Source organism: Lysobacter sp. Root983 (assembly GCF_001429345.1).
Lineage (GTDB): Bacteria > Pseudomonadota > Gammaproteobacteria > Xanthomonadales > Xanthomonadaceae > Lysobacter.
Genome location: NZ_LMJO01000001.1, coordinates 1,204,301 through 1,218,291, shown reverse-complemented (window position 1 = coordinate 1,218,291; position 13,991 = coordinate 1,204,301). Strand labels below are relative to the sequence as shown.

Genomic DNA, 13,991 nt, shown 5'->3' with positions numbered 1-13,991 from the left:
AAGTGTGCGGCGCGGGCTGCGCGGGGTCAACGCGTGCGCGCGTCGCGCGCCGCGCTCAGGGCCGCCAGACCAGGCGCGCCCGGCGTTCGCGCAGCCAGCCGTCGAACTCGGCGGAGTAGGCCAGGTCGCCGACCGCCAGCAGCGCGCCGTCGCGCGACAACAGCGGCAGGCGTCGGCGCTCCCAGGGTGGCACGCCCAGGCTCTGCAGGGCCTGCTTGAGGCTGTGGCCGTGCGCGCGACCGGGCAGGACGATGCGCTCGCCGCCGACCCGCGCATGCGCCTCGCAGGGCGCCTCCAGGGCCGCTGCACCTTCCAGCCGCAGTTCGCCGCCACCGGGCAAGGCCAGCGGTGCGCGGCCATCCCAATGCGTGCGCCAGTCCTGCGCCAGCGCCGGCGTTTGCGCCTGCGCATGCAGCAGGTCGCGCCAGGCGCGGATCACCGCGCCGCTCCAGACGAATTCGGCCTCGGCGTCGTCGCGCGCGTCCAGCAGCTCGGCCTCGATCCGGGCCACGCCCTGGGCCGGCAGCGGCGGCAGGCGCAGGTCGGCGATCCAGCGCCGCAGCACGCGTGCGCGGCGCGCGGGCGCCAGTGCGCGCAGCCCCGCGCGCGACAGCGCCTGCGGGTCGGCGCTGCGCACCTGGGCCAGGGCCAGCGCATCCTCGCGCTCCAGCAGCGTCGCCGCCTGCGCGTTCAAGCCGGCCGAGGCCGCCAACGCGGCATCGGCCTGGGGCCAGCGTTCGCGCAGCAGCGGTAGCACGCGCCGGCGCAGGAAATTGCGGTCGTAGGCGTCGTCGGCGTTGCTGGGGTCTTCGATCCAGCGCAGTCCGTGCTCGCGCGCATAGGCCTCCAGCGCGTTGCGCGGCAGCGCCAGCAAGGGCCGCCACAGCCGGCCGGCACCGCAATCGCGCCAGCGCCGCATCGCCGCCAGCCCGTCCGGGCCGGAGGCGCGCAGCGCGCGCAGCAGGAAGGTCTCGGCCTGGTCGTCGCGGTGGTGGGCCAGCGCCAGGGTCTCGCCCGCGTGCAATCCGGCCTCGAACGCGGCATGGCGCGCGCGCCTCGCCGCGGCCTCGGGCCCGTCGCCGCGATCGTGGGCCACGTTCACCCGCGACACCGTCAGCGGAACGCTGAGTGCCGCGCAGATTTCGGCGCATTGGGCGGCCCAGGCGTCGGCCTGCGCATGCAGGCCATGGTGCACGTGCCAGGCGCGCAGGCCCTGCGCGCGCGCGGCGGGCGTGGCCGCCAGCGCGTGCAGCAGCACGCTGGAATCCAGGCCGCCGCTGTAGCCCACGCACAGCGGCCCGGCCGGCAGATCGTGCAGGGCCTGGTGCAGCGGGGTGGGGGACGAAGACGGCATCCGCCGATGGTGCCACGGTGGTGGGACGGAGCAACCCATCGATGGCGCTGTTACCGCGCCGGAGCGCGCTTACTGTTTCCTCACCCCGTATCGAGACGCTCCGTTGGCCCGCCTGTTCGACCCGTACCCGCAACGCTCCGTGACCCTGCGCAACCGAATCGCGGTGTCGCCGATGTGCCAGTACTCGGCGATCGACGGCATGCCCGAGAACTGGCACCTGGTGCACCTGGGCAGCCGCGCGGTAGGCGGGGCAGGCGTGGTGCTGACCGAGGCCACCGCGATCTCGCCCGAAGGCCGCATTTCGCCCAGCGACACCGGCATCTGGAACGACCGCCAAGGCGAGGCCTGGTCGGAAATCGCCTGCTTCATACGCGCCAACGGCGCGGTGCCCGGCATGCAGCTGGCGCACGCCGGGCGCAAGGCCAGCGTCGAGCCGCCGTGGCTGGGCGGACGCGCGATCGCGCCGGGCTACGGCGGCTGGACGCCGGTGGCGCCGTCGCCGCTGCCGTTCGCCGACGGCCATGTCGCGCCGCGCGCGCTCGACAGCTGCGGCCTGGCCAACGTGATCGACGATTTCGCCGCGGCCGCGCATCGCGCGCTCGCGGCCGGGTTCCAATTGATCGAAGTGCATGCCGCGCACGGCTATCTGCTGCACGAATTCCTGTCGCCGCTGAGCAACCGCCGCGACGACGGCTACGGCGGCGACTTCGACAGCCGCACGCGCCTGCTGCGCGAAGTGCTCGCGGCGGTGCGCGAGGTCTGGCCGGAGCGTCTGCCGCTATGGCTGCGCGTGTCCGCCACCGACTGGGTCGAGGGCGGCTGGGACATCGAGCAGAGCATCGAGCTGGCGCGCATCGTCAAATCGCTGGGAGTAGACCTGATCGACGTCTCCAGCGGCGGGCTCATGCCCAACGTGCGGATTCCCGTCGGCCCCGGCTACCAGGTCCCGTTCGCCGCGCGCATCCGCCGCGAGGGCGGCATCGCCACCGGCGCGGTCGGCCAGATCACCGATGCGACGCAAGCCGAAGGCATCGTCGAAAGCGGCGAGGCGGACGTGGTGCTGCTGGCGCGCGAACTGCTGCGCGATCCGTATTTCCCGCGCCGCGCGGCGGCGGAGCTGGGCGCGGAGCTGCATGGGCCGGATCAGTATTTGCGGGCTTGGTAGCGCGGGCAGCGGCTTGTCATCGCCGAGGTCGGCGATTCGCGTATTGCGCTACCCAGACTTCCTGCTCCTGGGTGTCGGGCACCTGGACCCTCCGCGTCGCGCTGAGCACGGCGAAGACTTTTGCGCTGTCGATGCCGATATCGCAAAGCACGCAGGCAGCGATCAGGCCGGTCCGTCCGATTCCCGCTCGACAATGGACCACGATCGAGCGTCCGGATCGTAATTGTGTCAGGAGTTCAGCGACGAGGCGGTCGGTCTTGTCCACGCAGTCAGGTGTCTGGCGATCCGGGATCGGAAACGACAAATAGTCGATGCCACAGGCTTCGCACGCGCTCGCCTCATCGGCGAGACCTAGTTCGCGTGCTTCATGGGATTCGAGTAAGGACACGACCGTGTCGACGCCTGCGCGTCTCCAGCCGGTCAGTTCGTCCTCCAACCATTCGCCCGCTCGCGGTCGAGGCGCCAAGGCCAGGCGTAGGGGCGAGATATCGCCTACCCAGTAGAGATCGGGTGTCATTCGAAAGAGTGCTTCCAGTTGGGACGGAATGCGGCGCATTCCGGTGCTGCGACTAGCGCGCGGTCGCTGTTGGTTTAAGCCGGACGAGGTCGCGCTGCAGATCGATATCCGTCGCACTCACGCCGAACTGCTGTGCCACATACGCATAACGTGAGCGGAAACGCTCTGGGTTTCGGCTCGGATCGAAATAGGACGGTCCGCGCATCAAAGCGATCAACGCGATGCGTTCGGCCTGAGTCGTTTGCTCGAAAGGCACGCCAAAATACGCGTGTGAGGCCTCGCCCAGTCCGCGTGCGTCGCGGCCCATCCAGGCTCGGTCGAGGGCGAAGTCCGCGATCTGTTCGGCTGACCGTTCGTTGCTCACGCGAATGGTGGCGGCGATGCCCGCAAGATGCCAACGCGCGCCGCGCAGATCTGGTGTGTGTTCCAAGACAATCTGACGTGAAACCGAGGACGATAGATCGTACTCAGATACCAGGTTGGGCCGTCGGTCGTGCTGAACACCGCGGAATACCAACCAAATCAACTTCAGCGGATCCAGGCGCTCAGCCCGCATTGGGCCTTCGCCGCCCAGCGACGCCCAATAGATCGCGCGCACTTCGTCGGGATAGCTGCGCTGCGCGCGCGGCAGTTCTTGCGGCAGCGCGCTGGCGCCGTACCAGTACAGGCCGTAGAAAAAGCAAACGAAGCAGCCGGTCAGCAGCAAAGCCGCGCCTACGATCCCTTTCAACCAGCCGCCCATGGCGAAGGCCGCGCGCTTACGCGGCCTCGTAAGCCCCGTAGCCGCGCAGGCGCTCGTAGCGGCGCTGCAGCAGTTCCGGTGCCGGGATCTGTTCCAGGGCGTCGAGCTCGTTCAGCAGCACGGCCTTGAGGCGGGTGGCCATCTGCTTGGGGTTGCGGTGGGCGCCGCCGATCGGCTCTCGCACGATCTTGTCGATCAGGCCCAGCTCGAACAGGCGCTTGGCGGTCAGGCCCAGTTGCTCCGCGGCGTCCTTGGCCTTCTCGGCGGTCTTCCACAGGATCGAGGCGCAGCCTTCGGGCGTGATCACCGAGTAGGTGCTGTATTCCAGCATCAGGGTGCGGTCGCCGACGCCGATCGCGAGCGCGCCGCCGGAGCCGCCTTCGCCGATCACGGTGCAGATCACCGGGATCTTGAGTTCGGCCATCTCCAGCAGGTTGCGCGCGATCGCCTCGGACTGGCCGCGCTCTTCGGCGTCGATGCCCGGCCAGGCGCCGGCGGTGTCGATGAAGGTCAGCAGCGGCAGCCTGAAGCGCTCGGCCATCTTCATCAGGCGCAGCGCCTTGCGGTAGCCCTCGGGGCGCGGCATGCCGAAGTTGCGGCGGATCTTGCTCTTGGTGTCGCGGCCCTTCTGGTGGCCGATGATGACCACCGGGCGGCCGTCGATGCGGCCCAGGCCGCCGACGATCGCGGCGTCGTCGGCGAAGGCGCGGTCGCCGGCCAGTTCCTGGAACTCGTCGCAGATCACCCGGATGTAGTCCAGGGTGTAGGGGCGCGCCGGATGGCGGGCCAGCTGCGAGATCTGCCAGGGGCTGAGGTCGCGGAAGATCTGCGCGGTACGCAGGCGCAGCTTGTCCTGCAGGGCGTGGATCTCGGAATCGATGTCGACCGCCGGCCCGCTGTTGGCATGGCGCAGTTCCTGGATCTTGGCTTCCAGGTCGGCGATGGGCTGCTCGAAGTCGAGGTAGTTCGGATTCATGCTCGGGCCGGGGCCGGAAAGGGGCACAGTCTAGCCCAGGGGGGCGGACCGTACCGAGGGGTAGGGGGGAGGGGCAGGAGTGAGCGCAGAGGAGTGAGGAGTGAGCGAAAGCTGGTACCGCCCTTGCTCACTCCTCACTCCTCTACGCTCACTTCTCGCTTCTAGCCCCCAGCCCAGGGCTTGGCCAGGGTCAGCTTGACCGCGCGCACGCCGGGCTGGACGCGCAGCGTGCCGACCAGGTCGGCGTCCACGCGCACCGACTGGCCGCCGTTGAGATCGAGCATGCCGGCCGCGCCGGCGCGCAGCAGGTCCAGGCGGATCGGCGTCTGCCCGGGGCGGTTCTTGGCCAGCAGCGCGTCCACGCGCTGCCAGGTGCCGGGCACGCGCAGGTCCAGGCGCATTGACAGGCGCTGCGCGTGCTTGGCGCAGACCTGCGAGTACTCCCAGCAGCGCTGCGCGCGCAAGGCGAAGCCGCCGCTGAAGGCGTCCTCGCGCAGGCCGCCCTGCACGATCAGCAGGCGGTCGCGCGCGAGCAGGGAGGCGAACTCGCCGTAGGTCTCGGCGAAGAAGGCGCATTCGAGCCGGCCGCGGCCGTCCTCGATCTGCACGAACATCTGGCTGTCGCCCTTCTTGCGCAGGCCGACGACCTGGCCGGCCACCACCACTTCCAGTTCCGGGCGCCAGCCGCTGCGCGCGCTCTCGGGACGGTTCTCCCAGATCCGGTCGAGCTCGCCCAGATCGTTGCCGACCAGGCCGCGCAATTCGTCGCGATAGGGGTCGAAGGGATGGCCGCTGAGGTAGTGGCCCAGGGTTTCGCGTTCGCCGGCCAGCAGCTGCGCCAGCGGCCACTCGTCGGCTTCCGACAGGTCCAGGTGCAGCGCCGGCGCGGCGGCCTCGAAGCCGCCGAACAGCGAGACCTGGCCGGCGTCGCGCTCGCGCGCGAGCTGGTCGGTGGCCTTGAGCACCTCCGGCAGCTGCAGCATCAGGCTCGCGCGGTTCTTGCCCAGCCGATCCAGGGCGCCGGCCTGGGTCATCGCTTCCAGCGCGCGCCGGTTGAGCTTGCCGCTGTCGACGCGTTTGCAGAAATCCAGCAGATCGTCGAAGGGCCCGGCGCGGCGCGCATCGACGATGGCCTCGCAGGCGCCGCGGCCGACGCCCTTCACCGCGCCCAGGCCGTAGCGGATGGTGCGCGCGTCCTTGGCTTCGAACATGTAGGCCGAGGCGTCCACGTCCGGCGGCAGCACGTCCAGGCCCATGGTGCGCGCTTCGTCGAGGAAGCCGACGATCTTGTCGGTGTTGTCCATGTCCGAGGACAGCACCGCGGCCATGAATTCGGCCGGGTAGTGCACCTTCAGCCAGGCGGTCTGATACGCGACCAGAGCGTAGGCGGCCGAGTGCGACTTGTTGAAGCCGTACTCGGCGAACTTCTCCATCAAGTCGAAGATCGGGCTGGCCTGCTTGGCCGGAATGCCGCGTTCGGCGCAACCGGCCTCGAACTTGGCGCGCTCCTTCGCCATTTCCTCGGGCTTCTTCTTGCCCATCGCGCGGCGCAGCATGTCGGCGCCGCCGAGCGTGTAGCCCGCCAGCACCTGGGCGATCTGCATCACCTGTTCCTGGTACACGATGACGCCGTAGGTCGGCGATAGCACGGGTTCCAGCGAGGCGTGCGGATAACTGACTTCGGTGTTGCCGTGCTTACGATCGACCCATTCGCGATCCATCCCCGAGCCCAGCGGGCCGGGACGGAACAGCGCGGCGAGCGCGATGATGTCTTCGAAGGTGTCGGGCTTGGCGCGCTTGAGCAGCTCGCGCATGCCGCGCGATTCGAACTGGAACACCGCGACCGTGTCGCCGCGCGCGAACAGCTCGTAGCTGAGCTTGTCGTCCAGCTCCAGCGCGGTGATGTCCAACGGCGCTTCGCCGGCCGCGGCGCGGCGCAGGTTGATCGCCTTCACCGCCCAATCGATGATCGTGAGCGTGCGCAGGCCGAGGAAGTCGAACTTGACCAGGCCGACGGCTTCGACGTCGTCCTTGTCGAACTGGGTGACCGGGTTGCGGCCGCGGCCTTCGCCGTCGTGTTCGGCGAACAGCGGGCAGAAGTCGCTCAGCGGCGAGGGCGCGATCACCACGCCACCGGCATGCTTGCCGGCGTTGCGGGTCAGGTCTTCCAGGCTCAACGCCAGGTCGAGCAAGTCGCGTACGTCATCCTCGGTGCGGTAGCGGTCGATCAGGTCGGCCGAGGCCAGCATCGGGTTCTGCTTGGCCGCGTCGGTGTTGCCCAGCGCGTCGTCCAGGCTGATGCCCAGGGTGTTCGGGATCAGCTTGGCGATGCCGTCGACGAAGCCGTAGGGATGGCCGAGCACGCGTCCGGAGTCGCGCACCACCGCCTTGGCGGCCATGGTGCCGTAGGTGATGATCTGGCTGACGCGGTCGCGGCCGTACTTGGCGGCGACGTAGTCGATCACCTCGTCGCGCCGATCCATGCAGAAGTCGATGTCGAAGTCGGGCATCGACACGCGTTCGGGATTGAGGAATCGCTCGAACAGCAGGTCGTAGGGCAGCGGGTCCAGATCGGTGATGCCCAGCGCCCAGGCCACCAGCGAGCCGGCGCCCGAACCGCGGCCCGGACCGACCGGGATGCCGTGGTCCTTGGCCCAGTTGATGAAGTCCGCGACGATCAGGAAGTAGCCGGGGAAGCCCATCTTGATGATGACGTCGAGCTCGATCTCGAGCCGGTCGTCGTAATCCTGGCGGCTCTTGCCGTCCGCCAGCGGGGCTTTCTCCAGGCGCTTTTCCAGGCCCTCGCGCGCGGAGTTGCGCAGCCAGCTCTCGATGGTGTGCTCGCTGGGCACCGGGAACGCCGGCAGGGCGTATTCGCCCAGCTTGAGTTCGACGTTGCAGCGCGTCGCCAATGCCACCGCGTTGTCGATCGCGTCGGGGATGTCGGCGAACAGCTCGGCCATCTCCTCCGACGATTTCAGGTACTGCTCTTCGCTGTAGTCGCGCGGGCGCTTTGGATCGTCGAGCACGCGGCCCGAGGCGATGCACACGCGCGCCTCGTGGGCTTCGAAACCGTCGCGGTCGAGGAAGCGCGCGTCGTTGCTGGCGACCACGGCCAGACCGCGCTTGCTGGAGGCGTGCAGGGCGAAGGCGTTGAACGCGTCCTCGCCGTCGCGGCGGCTGCGCGTGAGCTCCAGGTGCAGGCGGTCGTCGAGCACGCTCTGCCAGTCGGCGATCCAGGCTTCGGCCAACTCGTGGCGGCCGCCGATCGCCAGGCGTCCGCCCAGGCTATGGCGGCCGGCCAAAGCGAACAGGCCGCCGTTGTCCTCGCGCAGCCATTCCGGGCGCAGCACCACGCCGTCCACGCGGTGGCCTTCCAGCCAGGCGCGGCTGAGCAGGCGCGACAGGGTCAGGTAGCCGCCGCGGTCGCGGCACAGCAGGGTCATGCGCGAGGGCGTTTCGTTGCCGTCGGCCAAGCCGACGTCGGCGCCGATGATGGGCTTCAGGCCCGCGCTCTCGGCGGCCTTGTAGAACTTGACCGTCGCGAACAGGTTGTCGAGGTCGGTCAGGGCGACCGCGGGCTGACCCAGGCTCGCGCAGCGTTTGACCAACTCGTCGATGCGGATCGTCGAGTCGGCCAGCGAATACTCGCTGTGCAGGTGGAGATGAACGAAGCGTGCGGACATGCGACAACCGGCGTGACAGCCAGCAGGTTAGCAGCCCGGCCGCCGCGTACAAGGCTTGACATCGCGGCGACCGCGCCTGGCCCGCGCGGGAGCGCGCGAATCGGCGCCGTTGCGCGCCGATCGCCGCGCTTTCGTGTGCGTTCGAGCGCCCCAGGCCGGCTCGAACGCGCCCGCTTCAGGTCACCCGGAACGGCGACTGCGCGGCATGGAAGGCCGGTGCGTAGTGGTGTTCGTGGACGCGCACGCGCTGTTGCAGCAGGGCGATCTCGTCCAGGCGCTCGCGCACCCAGGACGCGCGCAATTCAGCGCCATTGGCGTCCGGGTGGCGGACCTCGCGGTAGGCGCAGAAGTCGCGGTAGTCCTCGGCCTCCTCGGCGAAGGCGGGCCAGGCCAGTTCGATCAACAGCACGTCGTCGAGCAGGCCCAGCAGTGGAATCCGGTCCGGGATCAGGTCGTCGCCGTCGTCGACATAGGCCAGCAATTTGTCCAGGCGCGCGCGCACGCCGGGCTCGCAGTCCCAGTCGGGGTCGGCCAGCATCGCGCGCAATTCCTGCAGGCGTTGCAGACGTTGATCGACCACGGCGCGCGCGTCCTCCTTGGGCATCGCGCTCAACCAGGCGGCCAGGCGTTGCAGACGGGTGGCGTCGACGCGCGCGGCATCGGGGTGAAGTTCGTGCACCAGGGCGTCGAAGGCGGCGATCGCCGCGGGCGCGACCGCCATGGCCGGTTCCAGCGACGGCACCGGGGCGCGGTCGGACTCGAACGGCAGGGGCTGGGAAGTCGGGGTCGGATGGGGCATGCGCATGGAGCACCTCCGGTTCCGGCCATGGGGGCGGGCGTCGGGCACGGCCGGAGTGCGTCGACCCTCATCCTTAGGGATGCCGCGGCAGCATGCGTGGTTGCCTAGGGTGATCGCACCTGCGGAAAGTCGCCGTGACCTAGGGCAGGTATGGGCTGTTCAGCCGACGGGCGGTCGGCGCGCCACCCGCAGAGGCTGGAAATCGCGGCGCCGGTCTACCCCCTTTTGAAAAAGGGGGGTCGAGGGGGATTTGTTTTCGGCCCGCGCGGGCAGTCGCCAGCGGTTCGACGGACTCGCCCGTTCCGTCAGGCAACCGTGACCGTTCCGGCCAACGGCTGTAACGCCAGCGCCGCGCGCACCGGCGCGAAGCTGCGGCGGTGCTGCGGGCAGGGGCCGTGCGCGGCCAATGCGGCCAGGTGCGCGGGGGTGCCGTAGCCCTTGTGTTCGTCGAAGCCGTATTGCGGCCATTGCGCGTGCAGCTCGCGCATGTGGCGGTCGCGCGCGACCTTGGCCAGGATCGAGGCGGCCATGATCGCGCGGTCGCGCGCGTCGCCGCCGATCAGGGCCTCGGCCGGGCAGGGCAGGCCGCGCGGTAGGGCGTTGCCGTCGATGCGCGCCAGTTCGGTCGCATGCGCGACCGCCTCGACCGCGCGCCGCATGCCGGCCAGGGTGGCCTGGAAGATGTTGATGCGGTCGATTTCCTCGACCTCGACGTAGACCACGCTCCAGGCCACGGCGCGTTCGACGATGCGCGCGTACAGCGCTTCGCGGCGCTCGGCGCTGAGCTGCTTGGAATCGTCCAGTCCGTTGACCGGCGTGCGGCCCGGGCCCAGCACCACCGCGGCCACCACCACCGGGCCGGCGAGCGGGCCGCGCCCGGCCTCGTCGACGCCAGCGATGCGTTGGGCGCCGCGGGCCAAGCTCAGGTCCAGCGCGAGTTGGCCGCTCGCCTTAGCCATGGCCGCTGGGCAGCAGGTCGGCGACCGCGTCGGCGGCTCGCGCGGAGGCGTCGCGGCGCAGGCTGAGGTGGATCTGTTCGAAGCGCGCCGGCAGCGTGCTGGCGCGGCCGGCGTCGCGCAGCAGCGCGAGCGTGGCTGCGGCCAGTTTCTCGGGCGTGCAGTCGGCCTGCATCAGCTCCGGCACCACGCGTTCGCCGGCCAGCACGTTGGGCAGCGAATAGGTGTCGGTCTTGAGCAGGCCGAAGGTCTTGACCAGGGTGTAGGTCAGCGGCGCGATCTTGTAGGCGACCACCATCGGGCGCTTGGCCAGCATCGCCTCCAAGGTGGCGGTGCCGGACGCCAGCAGGACCACGTCGCAGGCCGTCATCACCGTGCGCGCGCCGCCGTCGGTGACGTGCAGCGCCGGGCGCAACGCGGCCGCATCCGGATGCGCGGCCAGCACGCGCTCGAACGCGGCACGCGCCTGCGCGTTGGCCATCGGCGCGACGATGCTCAGTCGCGGTTCGGCCGCGCGCAGGCGCGCGGCGGCGGCGAGGAAATCGCCGCTCAGGCGTTCGACTTCGCCGACCCGCGAGCCGGGCAGCAGGGCCAGCACCGGCGCCTCGTCGTCCAGGCCCAGGCACATGCGCGCCTCATCGCGATCGGGATGCAGCGGCATTTCGTCGGCCAGCGGGTGGCCGACGAAACGCGCGTCGACGCCGTGGCGCGCGTAGATCGCCGGCTCCATCGGAAACAGGCACAGCACGCGATCGGCCGATTGCCCGATTTTCTCGGCGCGCTTCTCGCGCCAGGCCCAGACCGAGGGGCTCACGTAGTGCACCGTCTTCACCCCGCGCTGCTTGAGCCAACGCTCCACGCCGAGATTGAAGTCGGGCGCGTCGATGCCGATGAACACGTCCGGCTTCCAGTCGAGCACGCGCTTGCGCAACTCGCCGCGCAGGCGCAGCAGGCGCGGCAGATGCTTGAGCACTTCGACCAGGCCCATCACCGCCAGTTCGGAGGCGTCGTACCACGCGTCCAGGCCGGCTTCCTGCATCTGCTCGCCGCCGATGCCGACGAACAGCGCGCCCGGGTGGCGGCGCTTGAGCTCGGCGATCAGGCCGGCGCCGAGCAGGTCGCCCGAAGCCTCGCCCGCGACCAGGGCGATGCGCAGCGGGGGCGGCGGCGGGGCCGGGAAGATGTCGTCGATGGCGGCGGCGGGGGCGGGGGCGGTGGCGTTCATCGGGCGAGTGGCGCTCCAGTACGTGCTCGTAGGGCGCGCGCTCGAACACACAGCGCGCCACGGGCGTCAGCTCGGGGGCTGAGCTGTCGGCGGCATTGTGCCCTGCCGGGCGGCCATCGTCGTCCTAGTGGGTCACATCCTGCCAAAGCAGGTGATGGCGGTCCGCTTCCGAGCGGCAGGCGGTCACGCCGCGATGGTCGCGACCGCGATGGCAGCGGTGCCGGACCGGAGAAGGGTGGGCTGCACGGGCCGGCGCCACCCGGCAACCGCGCCGGACCGCGCTCGGCTCAGCGCAGCAGCGGGCGCTCGCCGGCGTCGATGAAGGCCAGCAGCGCGCGCACGTCGTCGCTGTCGCCGGCCAGCGCGATCAGCTTGCCGCGCGCTTCCTCCAGGGAAGTGCCGGACATGTAGAGGGCGCGGTAGGCGCGCTTGATCGCGGCGATGCGCTCGGCGTCGAAACCGCGACGCTTGAGGCCTTCGCTGTTGATGCCGCGCGGGCGGCCGTAGCCGTCCTGCGCCACCATCACGAACGGCGGCACGTCGCCGTTGACGAACGCGCCCATGCCGATGAAGGCGTGCGCGCCGATGCGGCAGAACTGATGGATGCCGGCGAAGCCGCTGAGGATCACATGATCGCCGACCTCGACGTGGCCGGCCAGGGTCGCGTTGTTGGAGAACACGCACTGATTGCCGACCGCGCAGTCGTGGGCGACGTGGACGTAGGCCAGCAGCCAGTTGTCGTCGCCGATGCGGGTCGCGCCGCCGCCGTTGCCGGTGCCGCGGTTGACGGTGACGAACTCGCGGAAGGTGTTGCGGTCGCCGATCACCAGCTCGGTGCGTTCGCCGGCGAACTTCTTGTCCTGCGGCTCGCCGCCGATCGCGCACTGGCCGATGAAACGGTTGTCGCGGCCGATCCGGGTCGGGCCGCGGATCACGCAATGCGGGCCGATTTCGGTGCCGTCGCCGATCTCGACCTCGTCGCCGATGTAGCTGAAGGCGCCCACGCGCACGCCGGCGCCGAGCTTGGCGCCCGGCTCGATCACCGCGCTGGAGTGGATCAGATCGCTCATGCGTACGCTCAGGCCTTGGACTCGGCGCAGACGATCTCGGCGCAGGCCACCTGCTCGCCGTCGACGCGGGCGATGCCGGTGTAGATGGCGACGTTGCGGATCATGCGCTTGACGGTCACGTCCAGTTCCAGGCGGTCGCCGGGGACGACCATCTTGACGAACTTGGCGCCGTCGATCTTGACCAGGTAGAACAGGCGTCCATCGGCGCTGGATTGGGTCGACAGCTGGGTCAGGATGCCGCCGGCCTGGGCCAGGGCCTCGACCACCAGCACGCCCGGCATCACCGGGTGGCCGGGGAAGTGGCCGTTGAAGAAAGGCTCGTTCGCGGTCACGTTCTTGTAGGCGAGCACGCGCTTGTGCGGCTCGAACTCGACCACGCGGTCGACCAGCAGGAAGGGATAGCGGTGCGGCAGCAAATGCTGGATCGCGGGCACGTCGATCGGGAGTTGCACGGGTTGGCTCATTTCGGTTCCTTGTCGGCAGCCGCCACCCGCCGTGCGAGCGCGTCGAGCTGCTTGAAGCGGGCGGCGTTCTTACGCCAGCTGCGATTGTCCATCAACGGGGTGCCCGAGGAATACTCGCCGGGCTCGCGAATCGAGCTGGTCACCAGGCTCATGGCGGTGACCGTGACCCGGTCGCAGATCTCCAGGTGGCCGAGCACGCCGGCGGCGCCGCCGATCATGCAGTAGCGGCCGATGCGGGCGCTGCCGGCCACGGCCGAACAGCCGGCCATGGCGCTGTGGGCGCCGATATGGACGTTGTGGCCGATCTGGATCTGGTTGTCGAGGCGGACGTCGTCCTCGAGCACGGTGTCCTCGATCGCGCCGCGGTCGATGGTGGTGTTGGCGCCGATCTCGCAGTCGTCGCCGACCGACACGCCGCCCAGCTGCGGCACCTTGATCCAATGCGGCTCGCTGTCGGGCAGGCGCTCGAAGGCCAGGCCGAAGCCGTCGGCGCCGAGCACCGCGCCGGGATGCACCAGCACGCGTCGGCCCAGGCGCACGCGGGTGACCAGGGTGACGCGCGCGATCAGTTCGCTGTAGGCGCCGACCACGCAGTCGTCGCCGATCACGCAGCCGGGACCGACGCTGGCGCCGGATTCGACCCGGCTGCGCGCGCCGATGCTGACGAAGGCGCCGATGTGGGCGTCGTCGGCGATCTGGGCGCTGGGGTCGATCGCGGCGGAAGGGTGGATGCCGGCCTCGCGCAGCGGACGCGGTTCGAACAGCGCGGCCAGATGGGCGAAGGCGACGTAGGGATCGCGCGCGATCAGGGCGGTGCCGGCATAGCCGTCGGCGTCGTCCTCGCGCATCACCACCACGCCGGCGCCGCTGTCGGCCAGTTGGCCGCGGTACTTGGGATTGGCCAGGAACGCGAGTTGATCGGCGCGCGCGCGCGCCAGCGTGCCGACGCCGCGCACGCGCGCCTCGCCGTCGCCGCGCAGGCCGAGCGCGAAACGCTCGGCCAATTCGCGGGCGGTGTAATCAGGCGTCAACACGGG

12 protein-coding genes are annotated in these 13,991 nt (G+C 70.2%); 1 reads left to right on the top strand and 11 read right to left on the bottom strand.

All coding sequences use genetic code 11. The annotated features are described in order from the left end of the window. Positions 1 to 55: 55 nt before the first annotated feature. Positions 56 to 1,354: a tRNA lysidine(34) synthetase TilS gene (gene tilS, locus ASE43_RS05160; RefSeq protein ID WP_057159655.1), complete on the bottom strand. Its 1,299-nt coding sequence runs from the start codon at positions 1,352 to 1,354 to the stop codon at positions 56 to 58. Between the two features lie 103 nt (positions 1,355 to 1,457). Here tilS and ASE43_RS05155 point away from each other — a divergent pair, with 103 nt between their 5' ends. Further along, the gene (locus tag ASE43_RS05155) at positions 1,458 to 2,519 is read left to right on the top strand and encodes an NADH:flavin oxidoreductase/NADH oxidase (protein WP_056176156.1); all 1,062 of its coding nucleotides are present in this window, start codon (positions 1,458 to 1,460) and stop codon (positions 2,517 to 2,519) included. 16 nt (positions 2,520 to 2,535) lie between these two features. Here the strand turns inward: ASE43_RS05155 and ASE43_RS21125 are convergent, their stop codons facing one another. The 10 genes from ASE43_RS21125 to lpxD form a co-directional block, all read right to left on the bottom strand. Then, on the bottom strand, positions 2,536 to 3,075 hold the full coding sequence (locus ASE43_RS21125) for a tyrosine-protein phosphatase (protein WP_082607106.1): 540 nt from the start codon (positions 3,073 to 3,075) through the stop codon (positions 2,536 to 2,538). A 13-nt stretch (positions 3,076 to 3,088) separates the two neighbouring features. Further along, a complete protein-coding gene (locus ASE43_RS05150; RefSeq protein WP_057159654.1) occupies positions 3,089 to 3,778 on the bottom strand; it encodes a transglycosylase domain-containing protein in 690 nt (229 codons plus the stop codon). Positions 3,779 to 3,794: 16 nt separating this feature from the next. Then, the gene (locus tag ASE43_RS05145; protein ID WP_057159653.1) at positions 3,795 to 4,754 is read right to left on the bottom strand and encodes an acetyl-CoA carboxylase carboxyltransferase subunit alpha; all 960 of its coding nucleotides are present in this window, start codon (positions 4,752 to 4,754) and stop codon (positions 3,795 to 3,797) included. Positions 4,755 to 4,915: 161 nt separating this feature from the next. Then, a complete protein-coding gene (dnaE, locus tag ASE43_RS05140; RefSeq protein WP_057159652.1) occupies positions 4,916 to 8,440 on the bottom strand; it encodes a DNA polymerase III subunit alpha in 3,525 nt (1,174 codons plus the stop codon). Between the two features lie 175 nt (positions 8,441 to 8,615). Continuing rightward, complete coding sequence (locus ASE43_RS05135) at positions 8,616 to 9,245, bottom strand: hypothetical protein (protein ID WP_057159651.1); 630 nt, start codon at positions 9,243 to 9,245, stop codon at positions 8,616 to 8,618. Between the two features lie 299 nt (positions 9,246 to 9,544). Then, positions 9,545 to 10,198, bottom strand: a complete 654-nt coding sequence (rnhB, locus tag ASE43_RS05130; RefSeq protein ID WP_057159650.1) for a ribonuclease HII — start codon at positions 10,196 to 10,198, stop codon at positions 9,545 to 9,547. Beyond that, positions 10,191 to 11,420, bottom strand: coding sequence for a lipid-A-disaccharide synthase (gene lpxB, locus ASE43_RS05125; RefSeq protein WP_057159649.1), 1,230 nt, complete (start codon positions 11,418 to 11,420; stop codon positions 10,191 to 10,193). Before lpxB ends, rnhB begins: the two co-directional genes overlap by 8 nt. 287 nt (positions 11,421 to 11,707) lie before the next feature. Then, the gene (lpxA, locus tag ASE43_RS05120; RefSeq protein WP_056176131.1) at positions 11,708 to 12,490 is read right to left on the bottom strand and encodes an acyl-ACP--UDP-N-acetylglucosamine O-acyltransferase; all 783 of its coding nucleotides are present in this window, start codon (positions 12,488 to 12,490) and stop codon (positions 11,708 to 11,710) included. A gap of 8 nt (positions 12,491 to 12,498) precedes the next feature. Then, positions 12,499 to 12,954, bottom strand: a complete 456-nt coding sequence (gene fabZ / locus ASE43_RS05115) for a 3-hydroxyacyl-ACP dehydratase FabZ (RefSeq protein ID WP_056176128.1) — start codon at positions 12,952 to 12,954, stop codon at positions 12,499 to 12,501. Then, positions 12,951 to 13,988 carry a UDP-3-O-(3-hydroxymyristoyl)glucosamine N-acyltransferase gene (gene lpxD / locus ASE43_RS05110; RefSeq protein WP_057159648.1) on the bottom strand — a complete coding sequence of 346 codons (1,038 nt, stop codon included), beginning with the start codon at positions 13,986 to 13,988 and terminating at the stop codon, positions 12,951 to 12,953. The genes fabZ and lpxD overlap by 4 nt, the downstream gene beginning before the upstream one ends. Between the last annotated feature and the right edge of the window lie 3 nt (positions 13,989 to 13,991).